The organism is Lewinella sp. (genome assembly GCF_050633125.1).
In the GTDB taxonomy this organism is placed as follows: Bacteria; Bacteroidota; Bacteroidia; order Chitinophagales; family Saprospiraceae; genus Lewinella.
This window is the reverse complement of the sequence record NZ_JBOEFX010000136.1, coordinates 1-10,988: the sequence shown is the minus strand read 5'-3', so window position 1 is coordinate 10,988 and position 10,988 is coordinate 1. Positions and strand designations below refer to the sequence as shown.

The window sequence follows — 10,988 nt, the reverse complement described above, 5'->3', positions numbered from 1 at the left end:
GCGCGAGACACACTATTTGGGGCACCCCTTATTATATATCAATTCCATCCTCTTGTTTTTACCAATATCAAGGCTGCTGAACTAGAAATTCCCCCACCCCATTCGTATAAATACATTTATGCATTTACAAGAATCCAGAAAAAACCTCCGCTATCTCTAAACTATCATACTCGATTTTTTCCTAACACAAACCATAGTGATTTTATTTGACATGAATATTTGCTAAACTGTTGATAAATTGTTAAATTAGCTATATCAAAAGGAAAATAGTCTTACTTGACTACACATTGCGGTACATTCTATACCGTACATTTTGCTTTTTTCAACTATCCACTTCCAATTTCTCAAAAGGATTTCGTAAAGAACTTGCGAATTTATTTAACAATAGCCTAGGCCATTGTTGAACACCTCATGCTTTTGTTTAGCATAGTAACTTCTACCCGAACAACAAATCAAAGACTGGTCTCATGGACGAGTGCTTTTGTTGGTTTTGCCCAAATCCGGACTTCAAAAGGAACGCGAATAACAATTAATCTCCGGAAATGAGAAAGAAACGGCACAAAAACAAAGTACTATGAAGTTTTTCTACACATGGCTGTTCATCAGCCTGGGCTTGGGTATTCCCCTATCCTCTCAAACAATTGCATTTTGGGCGCTTTCCCCTGACCATTTGGCCGAAGCCAAAACCTTCGTTGACGAAGCCATCGGCTTTCCATTTGTCAGAGGCAACGGGTTAAGTGTCCTTAGCTACTCGGGTTCCGGTGTCAGTGCTCAGAATTGGCCACTTGATGCTAGTGACGACAACCAGGTCGACTATTACGAATTTGGCCTGAAATCAATCCCCGGTGCTACCCTTGAACTCACCCAGCTCAGCTTTATGGAGCGTAGGTCTTCTTCAGGTCCATTGGCCTTCCGTATCGTTTATTCTCGCGATGGTTTCGCTACAGAAACGGAATTGGCTCAAGTGAATTTACCTGATGACATTAACTCCCGCAGCCACAGCTTCAACTTCCATGAAAAGATAAAAGACGGCGAAAGCCTCCTTTTTCGTTTTTATGCCGCTGCCGCCCAGAGCAACAGTGGCTCGTGGACGATCCGGGCCAACACTCTAAGCATCGCAGGTACATCCATGGAGGTCTGTAGCCCCCCTACTTCCAGTGCCACACTAAACCTTGTCAATACAGATGAAACCACTGCCGAAGTAAACCTAAGCGCAGGAAACGGGCAGGCACGCATCCTCGTCATGTCTACCGCAGCTCAAGTATTGAGCACCCCTTATCAAGGTGATTTATACAGCGGAAGCCTCACCTTTGGGGATGGCCAATTGCTGGGTACCAATACTTACGTAATAGCCACGACTACCTCTGCCAACACTACATTCACCATTGATGGCTTGGAACCTGGCACCGCATACCAGCTGGCGATTATTGAATACAACACGGGGCAAATGTGCTACGCCCAACAATCAATGATACTCAACTTCACCACACTCTGTTCGCCAGCCCCCCGAACGGTAGAGCAAGTGGCCTTTACTCCCCTCGATGCAAGTACAGCCATGCGCTGGTCGGGCCCTACCTGTGTAGACCGCTACCTTGTTGTTGCAGCAGAACAAGCTATTGCTGGCGGACCAGTAGATATCAACTTTACACCCGACGAAAACTTTGGTGACGGTTCTCCGGCAGCAGGCTTTCCCAATACCACCTACCCCGTTTATTTCGGTGCCAGTGATGATCCCTTGGTAGTTACTGGATTGACAAATGGTACAACATACTATTTCGCAGTGTACGTATTACTCAACGGGCAATGGTCGACGGCCTATACTTTTGAGGCCATCCCCGAAGAAAGCTGCCCAAGACTCTACCCAGACCGTATTTTTATCAATGAATTCCACTATTCCAACGGGCCTGTCAGTCAAGACCAGGGTATTGAGGTCGCAGGCCCGGCAGGTGTTGACCTGAGCAACTACGAGTTGATTATTCAACAAAGGGTCGGCGGCAATATCAATGTATTCCTTGTAGAAGTCTACCGCAGCACCCTCAACGGCATCATTGATGACGAAGGTGACGAATTCGGCGCTGTCTGGTTTCCCATAGCTGCCATGCCGCTTTATCGGGGTTATCTGAGCCTGGTAAATAACATCACAGGGGAAGTAGTTGACTTTGTCAATTATGATCCAGCGTTTGGTTTGCAGGATGTCAACACTCCCCCGGGGTTTGATCTTATCGGCTCCAATAATTACCTGGAATTACCAACAGATGCGCCCGGCTTTTCCGTACAGCGGGTAGGAGAAGGCAACTGCCCTTCTGATTTCACGTGGGCCAGGCTTCCCCACTCGCGCGGCATCCTAAACCCCGGGCAGGCGATTTTGCCCGTGACCCTCAACTTCCTGGCCGCTGAAGCAGTAGGGAAGACAGCCAGAATTTATTGGCAAACAGGCGCCGAATCGGGCAGCGATTACTTCGAAGTAGAGAAAAGTACCGATGGCCGTAATTTTACAAAAATCGGCACCATTCCTGCTGCAGGTTTCAGCATGGAAACACGCGATTATGAACGCTATGACTTAGCGCCCGCCAATGGCCTCAACTATTACCGCCTGAAGCAAGTCGATTACGACGGTACAGTGCACAACGAAGGCATTGTGACCGTTCGCTTTGAAGATGGTCCTCCTCGCCCACTGAGCGTATTCCCCAACCCGGTGGTAGACCTCACAACGGTGAGTTGGTCACAACCCGCCGAGCTTCTTCAGGTCAGCGATGCACAAGGTCGGCTTTTGCAAACCATCCCGCTAGACGCTGCTGGTGACGGCGGCGACCGTTCGCTAGACATGAGTAACTACCCAGCCGGCATCTATTTCATACGATTGGAAAGTGCGCACGATAGCGAAATACGCAAAGTAGTGAAGAAATAGAGATTATAAACCACCAAGGACACCTATAGGAAAAATTACTTTGATGCCTTTGGTGGTTCAAAAATACACATCCCGAAAACTGGCATTATCACTTAAGATTTTGCTCCCCTTTCCCCCGCTGGCTTTGCTGGCGGGGGATTTTTTTTTAGAAAGGGAGTGTCCAAAATAGTGTGTCTCACGCAGAGACGCGGAGACGCAGAGGTTTTTATTGCTGGTTATCAAGTGGATACATTTTGACAATTTTAGTTAGGCACAGTTGACTGTACACTCTCTTTAGAAAGAACCTCCTTGTAAACTCCCTGTCTCCGCGCCTCCGTGGCTATAAAAACCTCCGTGTAATTTAGTTCTTTAGTGTCTCCGTAACTAAAAAAACTCCGTATCTCCGCGCCTCCGCGGCTATAAACTCAATCGTTAATTTACAATAACTTAAACCCTGCCCATTTCGGTTTTCAAAGCTTTCATTTATCTTTGTGGTATTCTGCAAATACGCAGCCTCAAACCCCTCTTACAAATATTCAACAAGCTAGGAACTAGACCATAAAAATCACCTGAGTGTAACAACACTCGGGTTTTAGAGCTTATTTGGGACGGTTTCGTAGCGAGAATCAAGAAGTTATGGTTCTGGCGAAGCTGCAAAATTCGAGTTTAGCGGGCTAACTCCGAGGAGTGTAGCGACGATCACCGAAGGTAAATGAGTATTTCGCAGCGAAGTCAGGTTCGTAAGGTCTTGATTCTCAGCAGGAACAAGTCCCCAATATGCTCTTATCTTTTTCTAAAAAACAGTTTTTATAACTCCGTAAAACGAAGCGAAATATGAAGATTTTTACAAAATTATCCTTTTTGATAGTGGCCTTGTGCTGCTGGGGGATTGTGGGGTATGGGCAGGGATCAGAGACATTTACTAATTCTAATGCCACTGGATCTTATAATGATGGAAGTTACACCGGAGATAACGGTGTAACATGGACCTATGTCGAATCGAGAGATGATGCCGGTTATCAAATAACTGGCACAGGATTACTACTCAGACAGTTGAGTGATAACAGTAAAGTAACCTCTTCTAGTGTCTCAGGAGGTATAGGTAATTTTACATGCAAACTAAAAAAAGGTTTTACTGGAGCTGGAAACAGACAAGTTGAGCTTTTCGTAAATGGTACATCTCAAGGAACATCAATAGCATGGGATAATACAACTGTACAAACTTTCACTGTAAACAATATAAACGTATCAGGCAATATTATTATTGAAGTAAGAAATATAACTAATAAACAGGTTGTAATCGATGATATATCATGGACCTCTTTTCCTGTCGCATCAACAACTTCTATTCAGTTTGCAAACACGACTTACTCTTTAGCAGAAGATGGTCTTTTTGTAGAAGTTTGTGCAGCTATCACTAACCCCGATGCCACAAATGCAACTATGGTAGAAGTTGATCTCAACACTGGGTCAAGTACTGCAATAAATGGTACAGATTATGACGATGGCGCAAGCATGGCCATACCTTTCCCTATTACACTGACCTTCCCTGCTAATTCATCCACAGATCAATGCTTCGATATCTTTATTTCAAATGATGATACTGATGTTGAAGGTAATGAAACAATAGAGCTCGAACTTCAAAATGCCAGTGGTGGAAATTCTGCTGCTATTGGTGGCATATCAACCTCAACGGTAACAATCATTGACAATGACTTTGCTCCTATTACCTGCCCATCAGGAACAGAAGAGCAAAGCCAAGGTTTCGAGGGAGGAGGCAGTTGGGCATACTCCGTTTCTGGTAATTCTCAATCAATCCCCTGTAATTCTAGTCCTGATTATATAGGAGAGGCTGCATCAATAGGTACAGGCGGAAATACCATAAGTGCTAGTGGGGGGAATCAGTTCTTTGCAGTCCGCGATATACAAGGCGATTGTGCAGGGTCAAACGGGGTGGACTTGGTCTTTAATACTTTTTCAGTTACTTCGGCAACGGAAGGTAATTATGCGATCAGCTTTGACTACAATGCCTATGAGTGGGATAGCGGTGACGATATTTCTTATGAAATAAGTGTTAACTCTAGCATTGTTTCCTCTGGCAACGTAGTTAGTGGCTTTAGTAATTTTTCTACAGGTGGATGGCAAACGGAAACAATTAATATTTCATTAATGGATGGTGACGATCTTGACCTCATCATCAATCTTGATCAAAACGGTGATGGAGACTGGGGAGGTGTAGACAATGTAGTATTATGCTTTGTATCTATCTTGCCTGTCAAACTAACTACATTTGAAGCTATAATTAAAAACAAAACAAGTGTAACTTCTTGGCAAACCGCTACCGAAGAAAACAACTCTCACTTCCTCATTCAGCGCAGTACAGACGAAGGAAAGACGTTTGAGACCATTGGCCAAGTAGATGGCAAGGGCGATAGCAATAGTGCAGTAGACTATCAATTTGTGGATACCAAGCCAGCGGCGGGGATGAACTACTACCGCTTGCAGCAGTTTGATTTTGATGGCACCAATGAATTCTTTGGGCCAGTAGCCGTGCGCTTTGGTGGCGAAGTGGCAGATGCTCCCGTAATCTGGCCGGTGCCGGCGCGGGATCGTTTGCAGGTTCAATTGCCAGCATCTGACAGCGATTGGCAGTTGGAGGTGTACGACTTGAATGGTCGTCGCTTGCTGCAAAAGACGACCGAAGAGAAAGGAATCAATACCTTCTTTGACTTGAATACCTTACCTGCGGGTAGCTACTTCTTGCGTTGGAGCAATGGTAGTCAGAGTGGCCAAGAGCGATTTTTGAAGGTTTAAGCAGCAGTTCTCACTTTGGTTTTTCTAGCCGCGGAGACACGAAGGCACGGAGTTTTTGGGGTATCCTCTAAAAAAACTCCGCGTCTCGGTGCCTCTAGGGCCAATTATTATGCAAAGTGCGAATCACCTTTTGGGTATAGTTCATACGGTACTTTGTACTAGGTATTTGTGAAATCTAGTGGCGATGCCATAAAACGAGCTTTAAGGGAAAGCCCTGCTTCCGGTGACGGAGGCAGGGCTTTTTTGTGATGTTAAGCACCGTCGGAACCGAACAGGTGGAGACGGGGGCCGGAGGCCGCAAGGACAAGCGATAGGAGCTGCTCCGCAGGGCAGCGGAGAGCGCGGTGCCGAGGAACGATGGCATGGCCCCAAATTATTAGAAAAAAGCAGGAATTTTTCAAAGTCCCAGATTTTGGGACTTTCTCCCCTTAATTTATCGGCATTACTAAAAAGAAGTTTTATGAAACACGCATTTCTCTCTTTTCTGCTGCCGCTATTGACGATGACGCCTCTGTCTGCACAGCTTATTATCAGCCAATATTATGAAGGCGACAACAATGACAAATACCTGGAGGTGACGAACCTTGGGAATACGACGATTGACCTCGCCGCCGAGGGTATCAGGGCCTACCTTTTTGCCAATGACCGAGCGGATGATCCCGCCAACAATATCGCCTCTATCGGGCAAGCACTCAGTGGTACGGTTTGGCCTTTTGAAAGTTTGGTCTTTTGTAATGGGCTGGCTGTGCAACCGGGTTATACAGTGGGTGAGGCCGTTGGTGTCAACTTTTGTGGCTTTAACGGTGACGACCTTCTCGTTTTATCTACCGCCCTTGACGGCCTTTCGGTTGTCGGCAGCGCTTGGGACAATCGTATTGATGTGATAGGCAATGGTACTACCTGGGGAGTGGATGTTGCTTATGTGCGAAAAAACACGATACTGGAACCGAATGTCAATTTCTCTTTGTCGGAATGGACCGCCGTTTCGCTTAGTGCAGTGAATACTGCGGGGCCGGAGGAGTCCAATTATCTCGGCACTCACTACTCGGCATTGCCGGTGGAACTCGTAAACATGGAGGCAACTGCTTTTCCCAAATTCATTAGCTTGACTTTTACGACCATCACAGAACAAAACAACGACCATTTTTTGGTGCAACGCAGTGGTGACGGAGGGAAGACCTTTCAAACCATCGGGCGAATTGCCGGGCAGGGAGACAGCAATTACTCCGTAGATTATGAATTCATCGATACTCAGCCTCTTAGCGGGAGAAGCTACTACAGGCTACAACAATTTGATTTTGATGACACCAATGCGTTTTTCGGGCCGGTGGTTGCTAATTTTGGCGGTGAAATAACGGCGGAGGTTACGCTATGGCCAGTGCCAGCCCAAGCGTACCTAGAAGTCGCGTTGCCCACAGCTAACGGCAACTGGCGGTTGGAAATCTTCGATCAAAGTGGTCTTCGATTATTGCAGCAAAGCGGGAGCCAGCAGGACCTAGATATCTCTTTTGATCTTCAGGGATTACCAGCAGGCAGCTATTTCCTACAGTGGAGCAACGGTAAGCGGAGTGGGCGAGAGTGGTTTTTGAAGGTTTGATAAGATGGTTCGATGGTTTTGACCATCTTTTGTGTAAACCTATTTCAGGACAAGACACTCGATTCTCAGCCAGATGGGGGGAGCTTGCACCAAAAGATTGGTTAACTGGTTAATATGCACAAAGGAGCTTACACCAAAAGATTGGTTAACTGGTTAATACGCATAAAGGGGCTTGCACCAAAAGACTGGTTAACTGGTTAATACGTTAGAGAAAGTCTAGTGCCAGCGTAAGGCCGCGGTCCAGCACAGCACTACTTGTCCTCCTCGGAAAAATACCGTATTTTTCAACTAAAATCCGGATGCGTACTACCACCCTACTTCTTGGCCTGGCCTTACTCTTATTGTTCAGCATCATGCCGTCGCCCGACCTTTCTAAAGGACTGGTCGCTTATTTTACTTTTAATGAGTGCGATGCGCGCGACGATAGCGGGCAAGGATCTGCGGGTCAACTGATTGGAAATGTACGTTGTTGGTGCGGTGTAGAAGACGATGGGTTACTACTAGATGGGCAGCAAGCACATGTTGTTTTTAGTGGTACTATCAATGACTATTTCACTACCTCGGATTTTACCCTTAGTTTTTACATCAAACCTGAGGCAGCACTCGTGTTTCCACAAAGTGTGGTCTCTAAACGCGAGGCTTGCGATGATTTCCACCTGCTGGATATTGCGCTGGACACCCGCTTGCAAGAGCTCACAACTGACTTTAAAGAAACCGAAAACAAGCTTTTCAAAGAACTCGGCCCAACGCTTCCCACAGGGAGTTGGCTTCATTACACTTTGGTGAGAGAAGGGGTTTACGCACGTACCTACATCAATGGCCAACTGATAAAAACGGGCCGACGCTGTAGTGGTATTGACCTTAGTAATGATGCTCTGTTCTCGATTGGTAACAGTCCTTGTGTACAAACAGGCCGAATGCGGCGCTTCAAAGGCGTTATTGATGAATTGCGCGTTTATGGACGGGCACTTACTGATGACGAAGTCCAATGGCTTTACGAAGAAACGCCCGTAGAAAATGCGCAGATGGATTGTGTGAGTTAATTAGTAACGGTCGAATAATTAATTCCCGACTTTCGGTTTTTAGTAAAAAACCGATCCCGTACTAAAAGCCGGGATGGGTTTATTCAAGCTAAAACCGAAATTGAAAGAGGGAACTTAATTTTTGACCAAATACTTACAGTTAAATCTGTGAACACGTCTTTATCTATAAATGTTACTTTTGCAAAAAAAGAGATTATGTTTGGAGATATGATGGGCCAAATGGAAGAGATGCAGGCCAAAATAAAAGAAAAATTACGTACCATACATGTAACCGGTGAAGCAGGTGATGGCTTGGTAAAAGTAACAGCCAACGGCACCCGCGAAATTACCAACATCACGGTAGACCCAAGTGTATTGGACGATGCTGAAGCATTGGAAGATTTATTGATGGTTGCCACTAATCGCGTATTAGAATTAGCCGCTGAACAAGAAGCTGGAGAGAGCCAATCGCTATTGCAAAACATGCTTCCCGGAGGCTTAGGCGGGATGTTTGGCTAAATAAAGCTTAGATCATACTTAAACTTCTTCCGCGGTCGTTCAGGAATTGTTAATTTCGCCCCTACATTTAGAATATTTCCTTATGACGACGTTGCGGATTCTGAGTTTACTATTTCTTTTTACGGTTTCTCTTCAAGCCCAAACAACTGTGGGCCTGGTAGGGTATTATACCTTTGATGGCGACTTAATTGATCGTACAGGTAATACCTCCAATACAGGCATAGCTGTGGGCACCCCCACCTACTCTTGTGGCGTAGACGGCCAGGCACTCCTTCTTGATGGAGCCAATGACCAGGTACGCATTCCTAATACCGCCAGTATTGCTGGTGAATTTGACCGGGAAGATTTTACCGTTAGCTTTTATTTTAAGCCTGTAGGTATCAATGGTACCCAGTATCTCTTTTCTAAACGAGATACTGCCTGTGCGAACAATCCACGTGAGATCAGTATCAGATATGTACCAGGCTCTCGGACCCTCAACACCTTTTTGGCACAGGATGAAGACAAAGACGTCAACATTATCAACCTGATCGACAACGGCGCTTGTTGGCAACAACTTACGGTCGTTCGTGAAAACCTAAGGGTGAAAGTGTTTATCAACGGAGAATTTCTATCCAGCCTGGGTACTGCCAGCCGGATCAACCTAGAGACAGAAGGAGCCCTCTATATCGGCGGAGCCGATTGCATTGGCGGGATAGAAACACCTTTCTCCGGACTGATTGACGAAGTAAGAATTTACAACCGTGCGCTAGATGATGATGAAGTGACGGGATTGTACGGAGCACCCGATAAAATTCTTACCAATGACACCATTGTCTTCCAGGGCAATTCGCTACAGGTAGCACTCAACAGCACCTGTGGCACCGACTTTAGCTGGACGCCTATTGACAATGTGATAAGCCCTAGCGACGCCGAACCCATTATTGATGCTGTCACCCCAGGTAATTTTGTTTACACCGTGGCCATCAGTGATCAGGTTTCAACTTGTGTAGCTGTGGATTCCTTTAAGCTCACCGTGGTAGACCCCAATACTTTGCCTTGTAAAGCAGCTATGGCTAAAGCCTTTACCCCAAACCGAGATAACCTTAATGATACTTATGGACTGAGCAACCCCTTCGCTATTAATGATCTTATTTCCTTTGAAATATTTGATCGCTGGGGAGGCGTCGTATTTCGTACCAACGACCCATTTGCCAAGTGGGATGCAACCTACAAAAACGAGGCTGTCAATCCGGGGGTCTTCTTATGGCGAGTAGCTTATCGCTGTGATGGTGAAGAAATCAATGAGACGGGTACGGTGACAGTTATTCGTTAAACGGCGCTGTTCCAAAACGAAAGCACCCTGAGCTGGTAGTTAACCAACCCAGGGTGCACAATCCCTATGATCTCCATTCCGCCCATAAGGACGGAACACCCATTATTCTTAGCCAACCTCAATCAGGCGTGCTGGCTGAGGCTTAGCCTCTTCTTTCTTTGGCAAATTGAGTGCCAAAATACCATCGGTATAGCTAGCACTAATATTTGTCTCATCAGCCGTTTCCGGCAAGGTAAACCGACGAGTGAAGTTGGTATAGCTAAACTCACGGCGTGTGTAGCCTTCCTTCTTCTCTTCGTTCTCTGTCTTACGTTCAGCAGCAATGGTCAGGATGCCTTCGTTGATCTCTACCTTAAAATCTTCTTTTTTCAGACCAGGAACAGCCAACTCTATAGCGTAGTCGTCTTCTGTTTCCTTTACATTCACTGCAGGCAGGGTGCCGCTAAAATTGGTACGGGCAGGTACGTTATTAAAGAATTCGTCAAAAACGCGGTTTGCCAAGTTTGGATTGAATCTTACAAGTCCCATGATTAATTATATTTTGGTTTTTTAAAGTTGTTTTGGAGGTGATCCATGATCATCTCAATTACATTTATCTTTATGCAAAGGATATGCCAGTGGGCAAAAAAAGAGAAATTGGTGACAAAAGCTCAAAGCAAAATGACAAAAAGACAGCTTTACGAAAAATAGCATGCCAAAAAGACAGCAAGCTTGTCTTTGCGTTAAGACTGTCCGCCAAAACATTAGGAAATGAGTGTTCAAAGAATGAATCAGAAGTGGGGTCAAGAAAAACACCTCGGAGAGGTGGAATATTGGTAGAAAAGAATGAATAAA

8 protein-coding genes are annotated in these 10,988 nt (G+C 45.6%); 7 read left to right on the top strand and 1 reads right to left on the bottom strand.

The genetic code is table 11. The annotated features are described in order from the left end of the window. Positions 1–574 precede the first annotated feature (574 nt). From ACRBG0_RS25150 to ACRBG0_RS25125, 6 genes are all read left to right on the top strand, one after another. Positions 575–2,908, top strand: coding sequence for a T9SS type A sorting domain-containing protein (locus tag ACRBG0_RS25150; protein ID WP_431489593.1), 2,334 nt, complete (start codon positions 575–577; stop codon positions 2,906–2,908). An 813-nt stretch (positions 2,909–3,721) separates the two neighbouring features. Next, positions 3,722–5,701: a Calx-beta domain-containing protein gene (locus ACRBG0_RS25145; protein WP_431489592.1), complete on the top strand. Its 1,980-nt coding sequence runs from the start codon at positions 3,722–3,724 to the stop codon at positions 5,699–5,701. Positions 5,702–6,161: 460 nt separating this feature from the next. Next, a complete protein-coding gene (locus ACRBG0_RS25140; RefSeq protein WP_431489591.1) occupies positions 6,162–7,298 on the top strand; it encodes a hypothetical protein in 1,137 nt (378 codons plus the stop codon). Between the two features lie 299 nt (positions 7,299–7,597). Next, the gene (locus tag ACRBG0_RS25135; RefSeq protein WP_431489590.1) at positions 7,598–8,341 is read left to right on the top strand and encodes a LamG domain-containing protein; all 744 of its coding nucleotides are present in this window, start codon (positions 7,598–7,600) and stop codon (positions 8,339–8,341) included. A gap of 195 nt (positions 8,342–8,536) precedes the next feature. Next, on the top strand, positions 8,537–8,839 hold the full coding sequence (locus ACRBG0_RS25130; protein WP_431489589.1) for a YbaB/EbfC family nucleoid-associated protein: 303 nt from the start codon (positions 8,537–8,539) through the stop codon (positions 8,837–8,839). An 82-nt stretch (positions 8,840–8,921) separates the two neighbouring features. Further along, positions 8,922–10,154: a LamG-like jellyroll fold domain-containing protein gene (locus ACRBG0_RS25125; protein WP_431489588.1), complete on the top strand. Its 1,233-nt coding sequence runs from the start codon at positions 8,922–8,924 to the stop codon at positions 10,152–10,154. A gap of 108 nt (positions 10,155–10,262) precedes the next feature. Here ACRBG0_RS25125 and ACRBG0_RS25120 read toward each other — a convergent pair whose 3' ends face one another. Beyond that, the gene (locus ACRBG0_RS25120; RefSeq protein WP_431489587.1) at positions 10,263–10,682 is read right to left on the bottom strand and encodes an Hsp20/alpha crystallin family protein; all 420 of its coding nucleotides are present in this window, start codon (positions 10,680–10,682) and stop codon (positions 10,263–10,265) included. 38 nt (positions 10,683–10,720) lie between these two features. Between ACRBG0_RS25120 and ACRBG0_RS25115 the strand changes: the two genes are divergently transcribed. Continuing rightward, a complete protein-coding gene (locus ACRBG0_RS25115) occupies positions 10,721–10,987 on the top strand; it encodes a hypothetical protein (RefSeq protein WP_431489586.1) in 267 nt (88 codons plus the stop codon). Position 10,988: the final 1 nt, after the last annotated feature.

Coding starts and splice junctions, on each gene's coding strand:
- ACRBG0_RS25150 (WP_431489593.1), top strand. CDS start 575: ATGAAGTTTTTCTACACATGGCTGTTCATCAGCCTGGGCTTGGGTATT.
- ACRBG0_RS25145 (WP_431489592.1), top strand. CDS start 3,722: ATGAAGATTTTTACAAAATTATCCTTTTTGATAGTGGCCTTGTGCTGC.
- ACRBG0_RS25140 (WP_431489591.1), top strand. CDS start 6,162: ATGAAACACGCATTTCTCTCTTTTCTGCTGCCGCTATTGACGATGACG.
- ACRBG0_RS25135 (WP_431489590.1), top strand. CDS start 7,598: ATGCGTACTACCACCCTACTTCTTGGCCTGGCCTTACTCTTATTGTTC.
- ACRBG0_RS25130 (WP_431489589.1), top strand. CDS start 8,537: ATGTTTGGAGATATGATGGGCCAAATGGAAGAGATGCAGGCCAAAATA.
- ACRBG0_RS25125 (WP_431489588.1), top strand. CDS start 8,922: ATGACGACGTTGCGGATTCTGAGTTTACTATTTCTTTTTACGGTTTCT.
- ACRBG0_RS25120 (WP_431489587.1), bottom strand. CDS start 10,682: ATGGGACTTGTAAGATTCAATCCAAACTTGGCAAACCGCGTTTTTGAC.